Origin of the sequence: Tepidibacter sp. Z1-5 (assembly GCF_037844525.1) — a bacterium.
Classification (GTDB): domain Bacteria; phylum Bacillota; class Clostridia; order Peptostreptococcales; family Peptostreptococcaceae; genus Tepidibacter_A.
The window spans coordinates 90,158-110,344 of the sequence record NZ_JBBMMD010000035.1 but is presented as its reverse complement, the minus strand read 5'-3'; the positions used below and the strand labels follow the sequence as shown (position 1 = coordinate 110,344).

At 29.1% G+C, this 20,187-nt stretch carries 22 protein-coding genes and 1 riboswitch; of the genes, 21 read left to right on the top strand and 1 reads right to left on the bottom strand.

Going from position 1 to position 20,187, the window contains the following annotated elements:
* The first annotated feature begins 37 nt into the window (after positions 1-37).
* Positions 38-733 carry a ZIP family metal transporter gene (locus tag WJW32_RS07845; protein ID WP_340257070.1) on the top strand — a complete coding sequence of 232 codons (696 nt, stop codon included), beginning with the start codon at positions 38-40 and terminating at the stop codon, positions 731-733.
* A 21-nt stretch (positions 734-754) separates the two neighbouring features.
* Here the strand turns inward: WJW32_RS07845 and WJW32_RS07840 are convergent, their stop codons facing one another.
* Positions 755-1,168 (bottom strand): RusA family crossover junction endodeoxyribonuclease, encoded by a 414-nt coding sequence (locus WJW32_RS07840; protein WP_340257068.1) that lies wholly within the window; start codon positions 1,166-1,168, stop codon positions 755-757.
* 75 nt (positions 1,169-1,243) lie between these two features.
* Between WJW32_RS07840 and queG the strand changes: the two genes are divergently transcribed.
* From queG to WJW32_RS07740, 20 genes are all read left to right on the top strand, one after another.
* Positions 1,244-2,137 (top strand): tRNA epoxyqueuosine(34) reductase QueG, encoded by an 894-nt coding sequence (queG, locus tag WJW32_RS07835; protein WP_340257066.1) that lies wholly within the window; start codon positions 1,244-1,246, stop codon positions 2,135-2,137.
* A gap of 176 nt (positions 2,138-2,313) precedes the next feature.
* Positions 2,314-4,530: a Lon protease family protein gene (locus tag WJW32_RS07830; RefSeq protein WP_340257064.1), complete on the top strand. Its 2,217-nt coding sequence runs from the start codon at positions 2,314-2,316 to the stop codon at positions 4,528-4,530.
* A gap of 181 nt (positions 4,531-4,711) precedes the next feature.
* Complete coding sequence (locus WJW32_RS07825) at positions 4,712-4,993, top strand: DUF503 domain-containing protein (protein WP_340257062.1); 282 nt, start codon at positions 4,712-4,714, stop codon at positions 4,991-4,993.
* 10 nt (positions 4,994-5,003) lie between these two features.
* Positions 5,004-5,642 carry an endonuclease III gene (gene nth, locus WJW32_RS07820; RefSeq protein WP_340257060.1) on the top strand — a complete coding sequence of 213 codons (639 nt, stop codon included), beginning with the start codon at positions 5,004-5,006 and terminating at the stop codon, positions 5,640-5,642.
* Positions 5,643-5,661: 19 nt separating this feature from the next.
* Positions 5,662-7,101: a VanW family protein gene (locus WJW32_RS07815; protein ID WP_340257058.1), complete on the top strand. Its 1,440-nt coding sequence runs from the start codon at positions 5,662-5,664 to the stop codon at positions 7,099-7,101.
* 96 nt (positions 7,102-7,197) lie between these two features.
* Positions 7,198-8,031 (top strand): DUF2225 domain-containing protein, encoded by an 834-nt coding sequence (locus tag WJW32_RS07810; RefSeq protein WP_340257056.1) that lies wholly within the window; start codon positions 7,198-7,200, stop codon positions 8,029-8,031.
* Positions 7,961-8,521 (top strand): bifunctional adenosylcobinamide kinase/adenosylcobinamide-phosphate guanylyltransferase, encoded by a 561-nt coding sequence (gene cobU / locus WJW32_RS07805; protein ID WP_340257054.1) that lies wholly within the window; start codon positions 7,961-7,963, stop codon positions 8,519-8,521. The genes WJW32_RS07810 and cobU overlap by 71 nt, the downstream gene beginning before the upstream one ends.
* A gap of 4 nt (positions 8,522-8,525) precedes the next feature.
* Positions 8,526-9,290, top strand: coding sequence for an adenosylcobinamide-GDP ribazoletransferase (cobS, locus tag WJW32_RS07800; protein WP_340257050.1), 765 nt, complete (start codon positions 8,526-8,528; stop codon positions 9,288-9,290).
* The gene (locus tag WJW32_RS07795) at positions 9,287-9,892 is read left to right on the top strand and encodes a histidine phosphatase family protein (protein WP_340257048.1); all 606 of its coding nucleotides are present in this window, start codon (positions 9,287-9,289) and stop codon (positions 9,890-9,892) included. The genes cobS and WJW32_RS07795 overlap by 4 nt, the downstream gene beginning before the upstream one ends.
* Positions 9,893-9,897: 5 nt before the next feature.
* Complete coding sequence (locus tag WJW32_RS07790; protein WP_340257046.1) at positions 9,898-10,725, top strand: Cof-type HAD-IIB family hydrolase; 828 nt, start codon at positions 9,898-9,900, stop codon at positions 10,723-10,725.
* 8 nt (positions 10,726-10,733) lie between these two features.
* Complete coding sequence (locus WJW32_RS07785; RefSeq protein WP_340257044.1) at positions 10,734-11,897, top strand: DUF362 domain-containing protein; 1,164 nt, start codon at positions 10,734-10,736, stop codon at positions 11,895-11,897.
* Between the two features lie 141 nt (positions 11,898-12,038).
* Positions 12,039-12,509 (top strand): tRNA (uridine(34)/cytosine(34)/5-carboxymethylaminomethyluridine(34)-2'-O)-methyltransferase TrmL, encoded by a 471-nt coding sequence (gene trmL, locus WJW32_RS07780; protein ID WP_340257043.1) that lies wholly within the window; start codon positions 12,039-12,041, stop codon positions 12,507-12,509.
* A 12-nt stretch (positions 12,510-12,521) separates the two neighbouring features.
* The gene (locus WJW32_RS07775) at positions 12,522-13,364 is read left to right on the top strand and encodes a DegV family protein (RefSeq protein ID WP_340257041.1); all 843 of its coding nucleotides are present in this window, start codon (positions 12,522-12,524) and stop codon (positions 13,362-13,364) included.
* 1 nt (position 13,365) lies between these two features.
* Complete coding sequence (locus WJW32_RS07770) at positions 13,366-14,205, top strand: DegV family protein (RefSeq protein ID WP_340257039.1); 840 nt, start codon at positions 13,366-13,368, stop codon at positions 14,203-14,205.
* 203 nt (positions 14,206-14,408) lie between these two features.
* Positions 14,409-14,510: riboswitch (glycine riboswitch) on the top strand.
* A 109-nt stretch (positions 14,511-14,619) separates the two neighbouring features.
* Positions 14,620-15,000: a GrdX family protein gene (locus WJW32_RS07765; protein ID WP_340257037.1), complete on the top strand. Its 381-nt coding sequence runs from the start codon at positions 14,620-14,622 to the stop codon at positions 14,998-15,000.
* Positions 15,001-15,209: 209 nt separating this feature from the next.
* Positions 15,210-15,527, top strand: a complete 318-nt coding sequence (trxA, locus tag WJW32_RS07760) for a thioredoxin TrxA (protein WP_340257035.1) — start codon at positions 15,210-15,212, stop codon at positions 15,525-15,527.
* Between the two features lie 70 nt (positions 15,528-15,597).
* Positions 15,598-16,884 carry a glycine/sarcosine/betaine reductase component B subunit gene (locus WJW32_RS07755; RefSeq protein ID WP_340257034.1) on the top strand — a complete coding sequence of 429 codons (1,287 nt, stop codon included), beginning with the start codon at positions 15,598-15,600 and terminating at the stop codon, positions 16,882-16,884.
* Between the two features lie 17 nt (positions 16,885-16,901).
* Positions 16,902-17,378, top strand: coding sequence for a glycine/sarcosine/betaine reductase complex selenoprotein A (grdA, locus tag WJW32_RS07750; RefSeq protein WP_340257032.1), 477 nt, complete (start codon positions 16,902-16,904; stop codon positions 17,376-17,378).
* A gap of 27 nt (positions 17,379-17,405) precedes the next feature.
* Positions 17,406-18,716, top strand: coding sequence for a glycine reductase complex selenoprotein B (gene grdB, locus WJW32_RS07745; protein ID WP_340257030.1), 1,311 nt, complete (start codon positions 17,406-17,408; stop codon positions 18,714-18,716).
* A gap of 398 nt (positions 18,717-19,114) precedes the next feature.
* On the top strand, positions 19,115-20,149 hold the full coding sequence (locus WJW32_RS07740) for a BMP family lipoprotein (protein WP_445330223.1): 1,035 nt from the start codon (positions 19,115-19,117) through the stop codon (positions 20,147-20,149).
* Positions 20,150-20,187: the final 38 nt, after the last annotated feature.

Here is a 20,187-nt window from a genome sequence, read left to right as displayed (position 1 = left end):
ACTATATTGGATAATAATATATAGAGAGGTGAAATAGGTGAGTGCTTTTGTTGCTAGTTTGATAACGGGACTTTGTACTGGAGTAGGAGCAGTTCCTATATTATTTATAAAAAAATTAAATGAAAAAACTGAAGATATACTTCTTGGGTTTGCTGCAGGAATAATGGTATTTGCTGGGGCTTATAGTTTAATATATCCTTGTATTGAACAAGGTCATAATATACAGGCTGTAGTTGGAATACTTTTAGGAGCTTTTTTGATGTACTATTTAGAAAAGAAAATACCAGAAGATAAGGTTGACGGAAATTTCATATTTGTTGTAGCTAACATAATACACAACATACCAGAAGGTTTTGTTATAGGGGCTGGGTATGAGGCTGAAGGAAAAAATACTGGAATATTATTTGCAATAGCTATAGCAATACAGAATATACCAGAAGGATTAATTGTAGGAAATGTACTCAAGAATACCCTACATTCAAAGTATAAGGCTATAGTATATACGTTTTTGATAGGCTGTGGAGAACCATTAGCTGCTGGTATAGGGATTTTAACACTTCAATACATAAGGCTTTTAATACCTTTTTCTATGGCGTTTGCTGGAGGGTCAATACTTTATGTTGTGTCTAATGAAATGATTCCTAAGTGTCATTGTAGAGGAAATGAAAAAAAGGCTACATTTGGATTTGTATTGGGATTTGTGGTTATGGTTATTATGAGAGGAATAATATAAAAAAGTATAAGCAAGAAATCTTTATAATGAAGATTTCTTGCTTATACTATAACTAACTTCATATTCTGATGCTTTATAAAGTTCGATTTCAACTCTTGGATTTTCCTTGTCTATAAAGTCGAATAATAATACTGGTTTTAACTGTTTATCATTTTTTATTATTCCGCTTTTTTCTATACCATCGCAAATACTCTTTGGATAATTATGTAGATCTCCCATTTTTTTGTTCGGAAAATAAAGTTTTAAAACTGTAATTACATCACCCTCAAGAGGTTCTGTTTGATGTTGTTGATTTATATGCCCTGCTATCATATTTTCATAAGCTACATATCTTGAATGTTTTCCTTGCTTTGGCATCCAAGATTGACCGTGTACATTATGAAGCTTAAAGTTGGATTTACTTATAGGTCTTCCTGGTATAACAACTTTTATCATTAAATCACCTCTTTAAGTATTTTATAATGTAGAATAAAGGATAGTCAAATTAAATTGTATGAAAGGAAAATTTAGATGAAGCAAAATATTAAAAGATATTGTAAGAACTTAAATATAGATTATGTGGGGATTGCTGGAATCGGATCTTATTATGAATTAGAAACAATATTAAAAAATAAGACTGATAAAGGCCACTATACAGGACTTGAAGAAAAGAATATACAAAAAAGGATAAATCCAAGACTTACAATGGAAAATGTAGAGTCTGTTATTGTTTGTTTATTTCCATATTTCTCGGGAAATGTAGAAAATACGAATATATCAAAATACACACATAGTTTAGATTATCATATACTAGTAAAAGAAAAGCTTGAGCAACTAGCAATGATTATAAAAAAAGACATTGCTGAATTTGAATACAAGATATTTGTAGATAATGGACCATTAGTAGATAGATATTTAGCGCAAATATCTGGACTTGGATACTTTGGGATAAATAACAATATAATAAATGACGAATATGGTTCATACGTATTTATAGGATACATAATGACGAATATTAAATTAGAAGAGGATGATAAATTAGACAAAACATGTATAAATTGCGGAGAATGTATTAGAAAATGCCCTGGTGGAGCTCTTCTTGGAAATTTTGAGATGAATCCTAAAAAGTGTTTATCATTTATAACTCAAAAAAAAGAAGAATTAACTAATGAAGAGAAAACTTTATTTGAAAATAATCTTACTGTTTTTGGATGCGATATATGCCAAGATGTATGTCCTCATAATAAAAAAATAAATACTACTAAAATAGATGAATTTACAAAAAACTTAATGTACAACATAGATTATGAGGAAATAAAAATTATATCAAATAAAGAATTTAAAAGAAGATATAGAGATAGAGCGTTTAGTTGGAGAGGGAGAAAGGTTATACTTAGAAATTTAGAAATAATAAATAAAAAATAAAAGAGTCATATAATACTTTTTATGAATAAAGTATTATATGACTCTTTTTTTCTAATAGGAAATTATATGCTTTCTAGTTTGTAAGAAATTGAGAATATCAGTTATTAAGTGAAATTTTTTTCTAAACAAATAACGTATTAAAACATACTATGTATTAATACGGGAGGGGGTATAGTATGAAATACAAAACAACTGCAGATATTGAACCTTTAAAGGAAATGCTTGGGCAAGAAAAGGCTATAGAGGCTATGGAGTTTGGTTTAAAAATAGATGATGTAGGATACAACTTATATATAAGTGGGGAAACTGGAACAGGAAGAACATCGTATGTATTAAAAAAATTAAAAGAATATACGAAAAATAAGGTTGATCAAAAGGATTGGTGTTACGTATACAACTTTGAAGAGCCAAGAAAACCAATAGCACTTGAGTTTGAAGTAGGTAAAGGAAAATTATTTAAAAGAGATATGGAAAAGTTTATAGATGATTTATATATAGAGCTTCAAAAAGCGTTTGAAAGTGAAGAATTTGAAATGGAAAAAAATAAGATATTAGATGAATATGAGATAAAAAAAGAAATTTATATAAAAAAGATGAAAGAGTATGGAGATGAAAGAGGATTTAAGCTAAAAAATACTAAATATGGGATGGTATTTGTACCAAAGGATGAAGAAACTGATACAACATCAGAGGAGTTCGTTAAGTTAAAAAGAGAAATGGAGAGTATAACTATAAAAGTTATATCAAAAATAAAAGAATTAGAGATGACAGCAAAAGAAAATTTATTAGAATTAGAAGAAGAAATAGGAATTTATATAATAAAACCTCATATAAAATATTTAATAGAAGAATATGGTGAAAACTATAAAGTAAAAAAATACTTGGCTCATTTAAGTGATGATTTATTAGAAAATATGTATATATTTTATATAGATGAAGAAGAACTAAAAAATATAAATGAAAAAGAATACTTAATGAAATATAAGGTTAATTTATTTATAGATAATGTAGCAAATTCAAATGTAGATAAGGCTCCGGTAGTAATAGAACTAAATCCAACATATTTAAATTTATTTGGTAAAGCTGAATATGAAAGCATAAATGGAACTATAAAAACTGATTTTTCAAAGTTGGTTCCAGGAGCGTTTCACAAGGCGAATGGAGGATATTTAATATTATATGTAGACCAAATATTAAGAAATCCTCACTGTTGGGATATGCTTAAGATATGTCTTCAAACTAAAAGAATAAAAATAGAGACATTAACAGGTTTAAAGCCAGAGGCTATACCTATTAATGTTAAGATAATATTAATAGGTAGTCAGTATCTGTATAATATGCTTTATATGTATGATGAAGAATTTAATAAATACTTTAAAGTAATGGTAGACTTTGATAGTGAAATGGATAAAGACAATGACAATGAAATGGGAGTTGCTAAATTCATATCGTCTTATTGCAATGATAATAATTTAAAGCATTTCACATATGATGCAGTTCAAGTTGTGCTAAAATATAGTTCAAGACTTGTTGAAAGTAATAAAAAATTATCAACTAGATTTAATAAAATATCTGAAATATTGATAGAGTCAAATTTATTTGCAAAAATGAGAAATTCAGAATTTGTAGAGGATATCGATGTTAAAAAAGCTATACATGAAAAGTGGAATAGAGTAAATAAGATAGAGAAAAAAATAGACAGTATGTATGAATCAAATCAGCTTTTGATAAGTGTTGATAAGGAAAAAGTAGGAGTTATAAATGGTTTGTCTGTTCTTAACATGGGAGAATATTCATTTGGAAGACCTGTAGTAATAAGTGTTACAACAAGTCCAGGAAATAAGGGAATAATAAATATAGAAAGAGAAGCGAAACTTAGTGGAAAGATACATGACAAAGGGGTATTAATACTTGGTGGATATCTGCTTGAGAATTTTTCAAAAGAAAAGCCAGTTTCTATTACAGCTAATATATGTTTTGAACAAAGCTATAGTGGAGTAGACGGAGATAGTGCATCAGGTGCAGAATTGTATGCATTACTATCTTCATTAAGTGAAGTTCCTTTAAAGCAAAATATAGCTGTTACGGGGTCTATTAATCAAAAAGGAGATGTTCAGGTAGTAGGAGGAGTTACTCAGAAAATAGAAGGGTTTTACAGTGTATGTAAACAAAAAGGCTTGAATGGAAAACAAGGAGTTATAATACCTAAAAATAATTTAGAAAACTTAGTTTTAAAAGATGAAGTACAAGAGAGTATAGATAAAGGCGAATTCTATATATATCCCATAACTAGAATAGAAGAGGCTATCGAAATATTAACAAATAAGTCTTTTTCTGAAATATATGATAAAATAATAAAGAAACTAAATAAGTTTTATGAAATATCAAGATAGCTTTAAGCTATCTTGATATTTAAAGTTATAATGAATAATAAATTATAACTTTAAATATTTGAATAATATTGATGAAAGAACTGTAGTATCAACTATTTTAAGCAACAGAGTCATGAGACTTGTTGGCGATATGAGCCATGCGTTAGTATGAAGTGAATTTTTGTAAATGGAAGTGATTAATATGATAGTTGGAGCTTGTGAAATAGAATGTATAATATTTGAATGCAATTCTTTAAAAGAAAAAAGACATGTGATAAAAAGTATAATACAAAGATTACAATCCAGATTTAATATATCAATAGCTGAGGTGGGTGAAAATGACAAGTGGCAAAGAAGCATAATAGGGTTTAGTGTGGTTTCTAACTCTAATAAACATATAGATGCTACTATCGGTTCTATTATAAATTTTATTGATAATGACGAAAGAGTTGAAATTATTAACATAAATACCGATATTTATTAGGAGGCACAAAATGCAGGTAGATAAAATATTAGATATACTAGAAAATGATTATCCAGATGCAGAGTGTGAGCTTAACTACGAGACTGAATTTGAACTTTTAATAGCAACGATATTATCAGCTCAATGTACAGATGTTAGAGTTAACAAGGTTACAAAAGATTTATTTAAGAAGTATAATAAAAGTTATGAATTTGCGTCACTAAAAGAGGAAGAGTTACAAGAATTAATAAAAAGCTGTGGGTTGTATAAAAGTAAGGCAAAAAAAATAATAGATTCATCAAAAATGATAGTAAATGAATATAATGGTAATGTACCTAATGATTTAGAAAAACTAATTAAATTACCAGGGGTTGGTAGAAAAACGGCGAATGTTGTTTTGAGTAATGCATTCAATATTCCTGCTATGGCAGTTGATACTCATGTATTTAGGGTAAGCAATAGAATTGGAATTGTTGATTGTAAGACTCCTGAAGCAACAGAAATTGAATTAATGAGAGTTATACCTAAGTATAGATGGACAAAAGCTCATCATCTACTTATATTTCATGGAAGAAGGACATGCAAAGCTAGAAAGCCCGATTGTAATAATTGTTCTATAAATAAGTATTGCAGGTATTATAATAAAATTGATATTAAAAAGATAAATTGATATATGGGAGGAAGTTTAATTGAAGAAATTTAATTTGGTTTTGATTTGTGGATCTATTCTACTAGCATTTTTAGCAGGTATTATTTTATGGAGTTATTCTATTAAAAATGATGATAAAATATATGAGAATGTATATATAAATGATATTTATGTAGGAGGATTGTCAAAAGAAGAAGCTAATAGTTTATTAGATTCAAAATACAATAAAAAAACTATAAAGCTTACATACAATGATCAAGTCTTTGATTTGAATTTTGATAAAATAGGGTTAGATTTTAAAACTGAAGAAGCTGTTGAACTAGCATATGAAGTTGGGAGAAATAAAAACTTTATATATAATATAAAGACTGTGATGGATCTCAAGAACCATCATCAAATGACTATAACTCTTAAATTGGAGTATGATAATCAAAAGTTAGATGATAATTTGACTCAAATAGCTAACAAAATAGATAAAGAACCACAAAATGCAAAAATAAATATAAAAAATAAGGCTATAAATATAACAACAGAAACTAGTGGGTATATAATAGATAAAGAAAAACTAAAAGAAACGATACTTAATAATATAGAAAATAACAATTATTCAGATATAATTATACCAGTAAAAGAAATACATGCTCAGATAACTAAGGAATACTTATCTAAAATAAATACGTTATTAGGAGAATTTCCAACAACATTTAATGCAGGAAATTACAATAGAAGTTACAATGTTAAGCTTGCATCTGAAAAGGTTAATGGGATATTATTAAATCCTGGAGAAGAGTTTTCATTTAATGATACTACAGGTAAAAGAGGTTTATCACAAGGATTTAAGATGGCACCGGTTATAGTACAAGGACAAGTACAAGAGGGTGTAGCAGGAGGAGTATGCCAGGTATCATCGACACTATACAATGCAGTTCTTTATTCTGGAATAACTATAACAGATAGAAGAAATCATACAATTCCATCATCTTATGTATCTAAAGGAAGAGATGCCACTGTATCATTCGGTAGTATAGATTTTAAATTTAAAAATTATTATCAAAATCCTATATATATAGAAAATATAGTTGTTTCAAATAAAGTGATTTCTAGAGTTTATGGAAATGTAAGTGATAAAAAGAATATAGAGATAACTACTGATATTACACAGACAATACCAAGACAAGTTGAGGTTAAAGAAGATCCTGCTATGTTATTAGGAAAAGAGCGAATAGATGAAAAAGGACGAGATGGATATAGAGTTGATACATATAGAGTTTATTATGAAAATGGAAAAGTAGTAAAAAAAGAGCTTATATCAAAGAGTTATTATCCGCCTAGAAAAAAAGTTGTATATACAGGTACTAAGAAGACAAGTCAAACTAAAAATACACCAGATGTTAAAAATAAAAATTCTATTCCAACTAATGTAGATAAACAAACAGATCAAAGTACAGATGAGAGTATAGATAACTTGATGTTTCAATGAAAAATAGGACTTTATAATCAAACATACTTTGACGATATAGACTATAGGCTATAATGAAATAGGCCTGTAGTCTATTTTTAAAAGAGGTGGGATGAAGTGGATAGAGAATTATATGATAAAAAAGTAAAGTGCCCTATATGTAAAAATGAATTTACTACAAAAAAAGTAAAAACTTCTGCTCTTAGAATAGATAAAAGAGACACCGATTTGTATGTTCATTATAAAACTGTAAATCCATATTTATATTCGGTGTGGGTATGTCCTAAATGCGGTTATGCAGCTATGGAGGGTAAGTTTAATAGTATAAAAAAGTATCATCATAATATAATAGTAGAAAATATAACTACTCTTTGGAATTCCAAAGAGTACGGGGGAAAAAGAAATGTAGATGAGGCCATACAAACGCATAAATTAGCTATACATGAAGGAAATATACTTAATTGGGAGAAATCTTATATAGGAGGATTAGCTCTTAGGTTATCATGGTTATATAGATTAAAAGAAGATAAAGAACTTGAAATTAAATTTCAAAAATATGCATTGACTATATTTACTGATTGTTTTTCAAAAGAAACCTTTCCTATGGCCGGAATGGATTCTGTATCTATGGCGTATCTAATAGGTGAATTAAATAGAAGGTTCCAAAACTATGAAGAATCTATAAAGTGGTTTCAAACAGCTTTAAAAGATCCTAATATAAAAAGAAAGAAGCTTGTAGAGAATATGGTTAGAAACCAATGGTCTACGGCTATAGAGGAACACAAAAAATTCAAACAATCACATAGTGAAGATGAAAAATGTAATGAAGAATGTGACGATATTGAAGAAAACGAAAAAAAAACAAAGGAGAGAATAGAGATTGAGCCAAATAGTGATGGTAACAGGGGGAGCAAGATCAGGAAAAAGCTCTTTTTCAGAGGAGCTTTGTAAAAGTAGATCAGAAAAAGTGGCTTATATAGCTACTTCTATAGCTTTTGATGATGGAATGAAAGATAGAATAAAAAAACACAGAGATTCAAGGCCACAACATTGGCATACATATGAAGTATATAAGGATATATACAATATAATCGATGATATAAAAAATAAAAATGATACTGTTTTATTGGATTGTGTAACTTTGCTTGTAAACAACCTTATGTTTGAGTTTGACATTGATTGGGATAAAATATCTAGAGAAGAAATTGACAATATAGAAAGTTATATAAATGAGCAAATTGTAAAATTAATAGAGTCTATAAGAGATACAGATTTATATTTTGTATTTGTAACAAATGAGCTAGGCATGGGTATAGTACCAGAAAATAGATTGTCTAGAATATATAGAGATATAGCCGGAAAAGTGAATCAGAAAATAGCTACACTAAGTGATGAAGTATATTTGGTGGTAAGTTCTATACCGGTAAAGATTAAGGGGTAAGGATATGAATAGATTTTTAAGTATATTAACATTTTTGACTAGAATACCTGTGAAAGTCAATATAGAATTTGATGAAAATTTTAATAAGGGTATGATATATTTTCCAACAGTGGGATTTATATTAGGTGTATTATATTATTTAGTTACATATATTACTACAAATTTATTTGGCGTTTATATAGGAAGCGTAATATTTGTACTTTGTGGAGTAGTATTAACTGGAGGACTTCATTTAGATGGAGTTGGAGATACATTTGATGGAATTTATAGTTATAGAGATAAAGAAAGAATACTAGAAATTATGAAAGATTCAAGGCTTGGAACTAATGCTCTTTTAGCCGTATTATTTGTAATCCTTTTAAAAATAGGGTTCATATATAAATCTCTAAATTCAAATATATATTATACAGCAATATTGATGCCTATATATGGTAGACTTGCTATAGCTTTTGCATCATATAATAACAAAAGTCCTAGAAAAAATGGTATGGGAAATGTATTTATAGGACAAATAAATAAAATTCAGATATCTATATGCTGTGTTTATACTGTAGTGTATATAGTTTTATTAAATGTATTTTTTAATTTTGGTTTAAAACTAATGGTTTATAATATAATATTTATGATTGTATTGTGGATTTTAATTAGATTTTATACTAAATATATAACTAGCATAATAGGAGGAATAACAGGAGATATATTAGGGTGTATTTGTGAAATTACAGAGGTAATATATTTGCTGTTTATTTGTTTGGGGGTATATATATGATAAAATTTATATTTATAAGACATGGTTTAACATTAGATAATGAGAGTATGAAACTTTCTGGGTTTATAGATAGTGAACTAAGTGATAAGGGTAAAAAGCAAGCGAAACAAACTAGCATTAGATTGAAAGATGAAAAAATAGATTTTATATATTCAAGTCCTTTAAAGAGAGCTATAGATACGGCTAAAGAAATATCTCAAATAAACAATGTAGATATAAATATTTTAGACGAACTTAAAGAAATGAACTTTGGCGATTTTGAAGGGTTAACATTTAAGGATATAGAGTCTAACTATAAAGAAGAATATGAAAGATTAAAAAATAAATCTTTTGAATATAATTTTCCAAATGGAGAGAATATGATAGGATTTCACGGCAGAATATCTAACAAAATCGATGATATAATTAAGGAGCAAGATGATAAAACTGTATTAATAGTGTCGCATGCTGGGGTTATAAGGGCTTGTTTATCTCATCTTATAACTAAAGATCATACATATCATTGGAATTTTAAAATAGATAATTGCAGTATAACTATAGTTGAAGTTGTTGATAATTTCTCTGTTATACACAATTTAAACAATACTGAGCATTTGAGGTGATAAAAATGAAATATAAATTAATAGTAACTGATATGGATGGAACTCTTTTAAGTAACCATAAAGAAATTACTAAAGAAAATAAGAAGGCTTTAAAGAAAGCAACGGAAATGGGAGCAAAGGTAGCAATAGCTACTGGAAGAATATATACATCTGCTAGATATTATGCAAATTTATTAGAACTAGATGCTCCGATAATAGCTTGCAATGGAGCTATTATAAGAGAAGAAAAAACTAATAATACATTATATAAAAATACTATGAATAAAGACGACTGTAAAAAGGTAGCAAATATATGTGATGAATTTGGTATATATTATCATTTTTACAATGATACAGGGTTTTATTGCAAAGAACTTAAATATTCATCTCTTCAATATTCTAAGTGGAATGAAACACAAACAGAAGAAAATAGAGTGAATATAAAAGTTATGGATGATCCTATAAAATTCATACAGAATACAGAGGATATACTAAAATTTGTAGTAATTGATGATGACCTAGATAAACTAGATAAAGTGAGAAAAGAACTTGAGAAAATAGATAATATAGAAGTTAGTAAATCATGGCATAACAATATAGAAGTTATGAATAACGGTGTGAGCAAGGGTCAAGCTGTGAAAAAACTTGCAGAGCATTTTGGATTCAAGCAAGATGAAATAATAACATTTGGAGATAATTTTAATGATTTGAGTATGATAGAATACGCTGGAATGGGAGTTGCCATGGGAAATTCTGAAGATAAGGTAAAGGAAAAAGCTAATCTTATAACTGATTCTAATGAACGAAGTGGAGTGGCGAAAGCGTTAAATGAATTATTAAATATAAAATATTAAAGAAGGTTGTGAATGTATTGGAAAAAGAAATTGTATCTATACTTGGGTGTAGAGAATATGATTACAATTTGGTAAAAGAATCAATAGAACAATCCTTTGAAAATTTAGGTGGAATAGATAAATATATAGATAAAAATGATACGGTTTTACTAAAGTTAAATCTTCTGATGAAAAAGAAACCAGAAGATGCAACTACTACACACCCTATATTTGCAAAAGCATTAGCACAGACTATCATAGATTATGGAGCTAAAGTTATTATAGGAGATAGTCCAGGAGGTCCTTTTAACACAAATTTATTAAAAGGAGTATACAAGGCGTGTGGAATAGAACAAATAGCAAATGATACAGGAGCAAAACTAAATTACAATACAAATTCAGTAGAAATTAAGAATGACAATGGACTAATATTAAAAAAAATAACTGCTATAGAAATTTTGAATGAAGTAGATAAGGTTATATCTGTTTCTAAGTTGAAGACTCATGGCATGATGATGTTTACGGGCGCAGTTAAAAATATGTTTGGAGTAGTTGCAGGTCTTGAAAAAGCAGAGTATCACGTTAGAATGCCAGAAAATGTTGATTTTTCAAATGCTTTGGTTGATATATGTATGGCATCTAAACCTATATTATCTTTTATGGATGGTATAGTTGGGATGCAAGGAGAAGGACCAAGTGCAGGGGATGCAAGAGATATAGGTGTTGTTATAGCGTCTACCAGCCCATATCATTTAGATGTTGTAGCAACTAATATTATTGGATTAAAGTCTATTAAAGTACCAACTATTCAAAGGTGCGTAGAAAGAAATCTATGCTCTGGAACCTTTGAAGATATAGAATTAAAGGGAGATAATATAGAAAGTTTTATAATAGATGATTTTGTAATTCCAGAGATAAGAAGCTTAGACTTACTAGATGGGAAAGTACCAAAATTTTTAAGAGAAATACTTAATGTTTTTTTACAGCCAAGACCTGTATTTATACATGATAAATGTGTAGGATGTGGAGATTGTGCAAAAAATTGTCCTCCTAAGGTTATAAATATGGTAGATAGAAGGCCTATAGTGAATTTAGATGGGTGCATAAGATGTTTTTGCTGTCAAGAATTATGTCCTGTGGAGGCTGTTGATATAAAAAGACCTTTATTAATGAAACTGTTAGCAAAGCTATAAAGTTGTTTTAAAGAAAAAATTAATATATAATTATATGGAAATTTATAAAGTAAAACTTAATTCAGATGAAGTCTTAGAACTCTTAGCTTTCGGATGAATATAAATATTAATAATAATGAAGTTTAGAATAGGAGAATGTTTATGTCGATAAATATAGTTTTAGTAGAGCCTGAAATACCTCAAAATACAGGAAATATAATAAGAACATGTGCTGCAACTGGAGCAACACTGCATTTAGTAAGACCTCTTGGGTTTTCTATGGATAACAAATATTTAAAAAGAGCAGGACTAGATTATTGGGATTTAGCAGATGTTCAGTACTATGATAGCTTTGATGAGCTTAAAGAGAACAATAAAAACGCTAAGTTTTTTTATTCTACAACGAAAACTAATCAAAATCATAGTGATGTAAAATATGAGAAAGGCTGTTTTATAGTATTTGGAAAAGAGACTAAAGGTCTTCCTGTAGATTTACTTAATGATAATAAAGAAACATGTATAAGAGTGCCAATGAGAGATATAGAAAGAGCTAGATCGTTAAACTTATCTAATTCTGTTGCTATAGTTGCTTATGAAGCATTAAGACAAATTGGTTATCCAGACATGAGATAAGGGGTGTGGAATATGGTAAAAATAGTTACAGATAGTGTATCTGATTTACCTAGAGAGTACATTGAAAAATACGATATAAGAGTTATGAATCTAAATATTATGTTTGGAGAAGAGACATACAAGGATAGAGTAGGAATAACTCCTAACGAAGTATTTAAAAGAATTAAAAATAATAATGAACTTCCTAAAACAAGTCAAGTAACTCCATTTGAATTTATACAGACATTTGATGAGCTAACCAATGAATCTAATGAAGTGTTAGCAATTTTAATGTCTTCTAAAATGAGTGGAACATATAATTCTGCTGTTATTGCGAAGAATGAACTTAGTGACAAAAAAATAGAAGTTATGGATTCTAAAGGAATAACATTAGGATATGGTCTAATAGTAATAGAAGCTGCTAAAATGGCTAAACAAGGAAAGTCACTTGATGATATAAAGGAAAGAATACAAGTTATGATAGATAACATGGAATATTTAATAGTATTTGATACATTAGAATATGCATATAAAGGTGGAAGGATAAGCAAAAGTCAGTACATGATATCTAACTTTTTAAATATAAAGCCTATAGTTACAATGAAAGATGGAGAAATAGTAGTAAAAGATAAGGTTAGAGGAAGAAAGAAAGTTATAAAGTGGTTAACTGATTATATAAAAAATAATAATATAGATATTACTGATAAGGTTATAGGCATTAATCATGTAAATGATTTAGATTATCTAGAAAAGCTGAAGACTGACCTAATTAAAGAATTTAATCCAAAAGATATAATAGTTTCAGATGTTGGTTGTACTGTAGCAGTATATTCAGGGTTAAGTGCTATAGCTATCTATTTTGAAAAGGGGGCGTAATATGAGTATAAAAATAATAACAGATAGTTTGTCAGATTTACCAAAAGATTTGATAAAAAAGTTTGACATTGAAGTGCTTCCTCTTACGGTTATATTTGAAGATACAGAATATAGAGACGGTATAGATTTAACTAGCGAGGAATTTTATAAAAAGCTGAAGGAAAGCTCATCAATTCCTAAAACTAGTCAAATTACACCTGCTAAATTTAAAGAGGTTTTTGAAAAGTATTTAAGTACACATGAACATATAATTTATATATCTGGCTCTTCTAGAGCAACTGGTACATATCAATCATCTATTATAGCTAAAGATTTACTTGAAAATGATAATATATACATATTTGATACTATGGCTTTGTCATTTGGATGTGGTATTATGGTTTTAAAAGCAGCTGAAATGGCTAAAGAAGAAAAAGATGTTCAAGAAATTCTATTAGAATTAGAAAATATGAAAAATAGTGTGGATCATATATTTACAGTTGATACATTGGAATACCTTCAAAAAGGAGGAAGAATTTCATCCACTAAGGCAGCTATAGGAACTATATTAAATATAAAACCTATACTTACTGTTGAAGAAGGTCTTGTTTCTCAACTTGATCAAGTTAGAGGTAAGAAAAAAGTTATATCTAAGATGATAGAAATAGCTAAAAAAAGAAGTAATAATATACAAAATCAGATTATAGGTGTAAGTCATGCTGAAAATGAAGAATTATTAGATGAATTTAAAAGAGTTATAAAAGAAGAATTAAAACCTAAGGATATAATCGTTACAAATATAGGATCAGCCATAGGAACACATGCAGGTCCAGGAACTATAGCAATATTTTATATGAAATAATATAAAAAAGACTCTCAAAGTATTGAGAGTTTTTTTGTTAAGAGGATCATATAATTTTAAATTAAAATGGATTGTTGTCAAAAAATAATCATAATTGCAAAATGTCGAAATGTTTTGAAAAAATACTGTAATATCTATTGATAAAGTTATAACTTTTATTTATAATGTACTTAAGAGATATAAAAAAATTAAATAGTTGCTGGAAGAAGAATAAGGGAGAGAGCTAAACGCCGCCGAAGGGACAAGTTTTATTTTAACCTAAAAAATGAAATGAAATTCTCAGGCAAAAGGACCTTATTTAGACAGAACTCTGGATAAAACAGAGAAGTGAACTCGTAGGGTATCACTTCTCTTTTTTTATACGCATATTATACAGAAAATTCTGAAATATATTTTATATAGGAGATGATGTATATGAAGATAATCACTAATAATTCATTAGTATTACAAAAATTTGATGATATATATGAAGTAGAGTATATAGATGGAGATTTTATGGAAATACTAACTACTTGTAGGGATTATATACATAACAAATATAAATTATTGACACATCCATTGGCTGGAAGTATAAAGCCAAATGAAACACCATATAAAACCATAATGATAGATGATGTAGATAAATTAGATACCGAATCGCTTTTGCTTATCGAAAAAGCTATAAACACTACTAAAAAATTTCAAAACAATTTTAAAACACCATTGTGGATAGATACAGTATTAGAAGATTTTAAAGTTATAGACCTAGATCTAATAAACAATGTTATAGAAACTGTTAATTATTACGTTAAGTAAAAATGTATATGTTACCTTAAAGTTAAAAGTTCTAAAACTTCATCTAAATTAATTTTTGCTTTATATAAAAAAAGAAATAAAATTTTTATAAAACAATGCTAAAAATTTAACAAATCGTAATGAAGAATAACTCAGTTTGTTTATATTAGCAAAAACTTGCTAATAATAAATATAAATTATATGCAAAAATTTGAAAAGGAGGTAGTTTTATGTTATCACTGGATAAAAATATATTTGAAACAGAAGTTCTGCAAGCACAAGGGTATATTTTAGTGGATTTTTGGAGTGAAGGATGTGAACCTTGTAAAGCTTTAATGCCAGATGTTGAAAAATTATCTGAGGAATATGCTGATAAAATCAAATTTTGCAAGTTAGATACAACCAAAGCTAGAAGACTTGCTATAAAGCAAAAGGTTCTAGGTCTTCCAACCATAGCTTTATACAAAGATGGTGAAAAGATAGAAGAAGTTACAAAAGATGATGCTACTAAAGAAAATATAGAAAATATGATAAAGAAGTATTTGTAAGTTTTTAAAGACTAAAATTGAATGAAACAAATTTATTTTTAGTCTTTTAAATAAAAAGGGAGGTGACATTATGCGTCTAGAGTTAGGAAATATCTTCATTAAGGATCTAAAATTTGATAATAAAACTAAGGTTGAGGATGGAATATTATACGTAAATAAAGATGAGATGATCAAAGAAATTGGAGCAGATGAGCATATAAAGTCAATTGAAATTGAGATTGCTCGTCCGGGAGAAAGTGTAAGAATAACTCCAGTTAAAGACGTTATAGAACCAAGAGTTAAGGTTGAGGGTCCAGGAGGAATATTCCCTGGAGTATTGTCAAAGGTAGATACTGTAGGAAGTGGAAAAACTCATGTGCTTAAAGGAGCTGCTATTGTTACTACTGGTAAAATAGTAGGATTCCAAGAAGGTATAGTCGATATGTCTGGTCCAGGAGCTGAATATACTCCTTTTTCAAAATTATTAAATCTAGTAATTACAGCTGAGCCTGTAGAGGGATTAAAACAACATGAGCATGAAAAAGCTGTTCGTATGGTTGGATTTAAAGCTGCAGCATACTTAGGTGAAGCTGGTAGAGATGTTGAACCAGATGAAACTAAAGTTTATGAAACTGAGCCTTTACTTGAATCAGTTAAAAAATATCCAGACCTTCCAAAGGTAGGATATGTATATATGCTTCAAACACAAGGATTACTTCATGATACATATGTATATGGAGTTGATGCAAAGAAAATAGTTCCAACTATACTATATCCAACAGAAATAATGGATGGAGCAATAGTAAGTGGAAATTGTGTATCGGCTTGCGATAAAAACCCTACTTATGTACATGTTAATAACTCTATAGTACATGATTTATATGAAAAGCATGGAAAAGAAATAAATTTTGTAGGTATTATTATAACTAATGAAAACGTTTATCTTGCGGATAAAGAGAGATCTTCAAATTGGACTGCTAAATTATGTAATTATTTAGGATTAGATGGTGCAATAGTTTCTCAAGAAGGATTTGGAAATCCTGATACAGATCTTATAATGAACTGTAAGAAAATTGAAGGCCAAGGAGTAAAGACTGTTATTGTAACAGATGAATACGCAGGAAGAGATGGAGCGTCTCAGTCATTAGCAGATGCAGATTCTAAAGCGGATGCAGTTGTTACAGGAGGAAATGCAAATCAAGTAATAGTTTTACCCCCAATGGAAAAAGTTATAGGACATGTTGAATTTGTAGATACAATAGCTGGTGGATTTGATGGAAGTTTAAGAAATGATGGAAGTATAGAAGTAGAAATTCAAGCTATAACAGGTGCTACAAATGAAACGGGATTTGGATACTTAACTACTAAAGGATATTAGAAGAGAGGGTGAATATAATGGGATTTTATGATGCTAAAAAAGTTATTATAATTGGCGATAGAGATGGTATACCAGGCCCTGCTATGGAAGAGTGCTTAAAAGGCACTGGAGCAGAGGTTGTATTTTCATCAACAGAGTGTTTTGTCTGAACTGCTGCAGGAGCGATGGACCTTGAGAATCAACAACGAGTTAAGGATTTAACTGAAAAGCATGGAGCTGAAAACATCGTTGTTCTTTTAGGTGCCGCTGAAGCTGAAGCTGCTGGTCTAGCAGCTGAAACAGTAACTGCAGGAGATCCAACTTTTGCAGGACCACTTGCAGGTATTGAACTTGGACTTAGAGTATATCACGCTGTAGAAGATAAATTTAAAGGTGAAGTTGATGAATCTGTATATGAGGATCAAATAGGTATGATGGAAATGGTTCTTGAAGTAGACGAAATAATAGAGGAAATGAAGAATATAAGAGATGAATTCTGTAAGTTTAATGATTAGTAAAAAACCTGAGAGGGGTGAGCGTTAATGGAAAAAATAAAAGTAGTTCATTATATTAATCAATTTTTCGCAGGAATAGGAGGCGAGGAAAAGGCAGACACGAAGCCTTTAGTTATGGAAGAAATGCCTCCTATTAGTAAAAACTTAGATAAACTTTTAGGTGAAGAAGCCGAAGTTGTGGCAACTATAGTTTGTGGAGATTCATATTTTAATGAAAATTTAGAATCAGCAAAAAAAGAAGTTATGGATATGATAAAAGGATTTAATCCGGATTTATTTATAGCTGGACCAGCTTTTAATGCAGGAAGATATGGAGTAGCATCTGGATCGATTACTAAAGAAGTAAAAGATCAGCTTAATATACCTGTTCTTACTGGGATGTATCCTGAAAATCCAGGAGCAGATATGTTCAAAAAAGAACTTTATATAGTTGAAACAAGTAATTCTGCTGGTGGCATGAGAAAGGCTCTTCCTAGTATTGCTAAGTTTGCACTAAAACTTGCTAAAAAAGAAAATATAGGCTCACCTAAAGCTGAAGGTTATATTGAAAGAGGTGTTAGAGTAAATTACTTCTCGGATGTTAGAGGATCTTTAAGAGCTGTAGACATGATGATTAAAAAATTAAAAGGTGAGGAATATGTAACTGAGTATCCTATGCCTGATTTTGATAGAGTAGATCCAAATCCAGCGGTAAAAGATTTATCAAAGTGTAAAATTGCAATTGTAACTTCGGGTGGAATAGTTCCAAAAGGAAATCCTGATAGAATAGAATCATCTTCAGCATCAAAATATGGAAAATATGATATATCTGGATTTGATAATTTAACTGAAGAAACTCATGAAACTGCTCATGGAGGATATGATCCGATTTATGCAAATGCAGATGCTGACAGAGTATTGCCTGTTGATGTTTTAAGGGATTTAGAAAAAGAAGGAGTTATAGGAGAACTGAATAGATACTTCTATGCTACTGTAGGTAATGGAACATCTGTTGCAAATTCTAAGAGATATGCTAATGAATTTTCTAAAGAATTAGTTGAAGATGGTGTAGATGCAGTTATATTAACTTCTACATGAGGTACTTGTACTCGTTGTGGTGCAACGATGGTAAAAGAAATAGAAAGAGCTGGAATACCTGTTGTTCATATTTGTACAGTAGTTCCTATATCTTTAACAGTTGGAGCAAATAGAATAGTTCCAGCTATAGCAATACCGCATCCTCTAGGAAATCCAGTTTTAGATGCTAAAGATGAAAAATCACTTAGAAGAAAATTAGTTGAAAAATGTTTAAAAGCTTTAACTACAGAAGTTTCTGATCAAACTGTATTTGAAGATTAAGAATATGAAAAAACTGGGCAGGTATATACTTGTCCGGTTTTTCATTATAGTATATAATATTTTATGCTTAACAAATATTAAAATATATTATATAATGTTTATAACAAGTCCTACTAATAATATATTTATATAAGAATTTTATAGAATTTAAACTAATTTATATTAAAAGATTTAAATTTGAATAAATATAAAGATTAATTGAAATAATAATTTACATAAAAGTATGAATGTATCTTTGGGAAGATAAATTTTAAAAAAATTATATTTTTTTGAAATTTAAAAGGATTTTAAGCAGAAATATAAAATAGATAATATTCATGAAATATTCAATTAATATTGCATGAAATAATATATTAAAATAATAATCAAATCAAATGAGGAGGTTTATTTTTATGGCAATGAAGAAAAAATTAATTTCTCTTGCATTAACTGCAACATTACTTGGAACTATGGTAGTTGGGTGTTCTAAGCCTGCAGAAGAAAATGCTGGAGGAACTGAAGGTGCAAAAACAGTTAAGGTTGGTATGGTAACAGATACTGGTGGAGTTAATGACCAATCATTTAACCAATCTGCATGGGAAGGTCTTAAAAAAGGTGAGGCTGATTATGGAATAAAAACTAGTTATCAAGAATCAAAGCAAGATGCAGATTACGTACCAAATATAGAAAATCTAGTAGATCAGGAAAACGATTTAATTTGGGGAATTGGATTTAAGATGGCAGATGCTGTTAAGGAAGCTGCTGAAAATTACCCAGATCAAAAATTTGCTATAATAGATAACTCTTATGGAGATGAAACTCCTGAAAATGTAATAGGAGTAACTTTTAAAGAAGAGCAATGTTCTTACTTAGTTGGATTAATAGCGGGAAAAATGACTAAAACTAACAAGGTAGGATATATCGGTGGAATAGAAGTACCAGTTATACAAAAATTTGAATATGGATTTAGAGCTGGAGTTAAGGAAGCTAATCCAGATGCAGAAGTATTTGTTCAATATGCAAACTCATTCAGTGATCCAGCAAAAGGTAAAGCTATAGCTAAGCAAATGTACTCAAACGGAGCTGACATATTATATCATGCAGCTGGAGATACTGGAACTGGTATGATAGAAGCAGCTAAAGAAGAAGGAAAATATGCAATTGGTGTTGATAGAGACCAAAATTCTCTAGCTCCTGATAATGTTATAACTTCAGCAATGAAGAGAGTTGACAATGCATTATATGATGTAAGTAAAAAGTTAACAGAGGGAACTTTCGAAGGTGGAACAACTGTAACTTATGGTTTAGCAGAAGGTGGAGTTGACATAGCACCAACTACTGAAAAGCATGTTTCAAAAGAAATAATAACATATGTTAATGAAGAAAAGCAAAAGATTATTGATGGAGAGATAGTAGTTCCTTCAAATCAAGAAGAATTCGATGCTATGAAATAAAAATATTAATAAAACTAAAGCCCAGATATAATTCTGGG